This window comes from Xylophilus sp. ASV27 (assembly GCF_016428875.1).
In the GTDB taxonomy this organism is placed as follows: domain Bacteria; phylum Pseudomonadota; class Gammaproteobacteria; order Burkholderiales; family Burkholderiaceae_C; genus Xylophilus.
On the sequence record NZ_JAELTO010000419.1, the window covers coordinates 1 to 255 of the forward strand.

The window sequence follows — 255 nt, forward strand, 5'->3', positions numbered from 1 at the left end:
CGGCCCAGGCGCTGACCATGTGCAAGGCCTTGGGGACATCGCCCTTGCGGCTGCCACGCACGCTTTTGCCGTCGATGGCCACCGTGCCCTGGACCTGGCCTGCGAGCTGTTGCAGCCAGCATTGGCAGGCCCGCTCCACCTCCTGGGCATCGAGGATGCGAAACACCCGGGCGAAAGTGTCATGTGAGGCGATGCCCGAGGGCAGGGGCACGAAGCGGGCGAACCAGCTCTGGTGCATCTGTCCAAACTGGGCCA

General features: G+C 66.7%; 1 protein-coding gene. It reads right to left on the reverse strand.

The genetic code is table 11. The annotated features are described in order from the left end of the window. A partial coding sequence (locus JHD63_RS23605; protein WP_198973206.1) for an ISAs1 family transposase occupies positions 1-255 on the reverse strand: 255 nt, incomplete at both ends.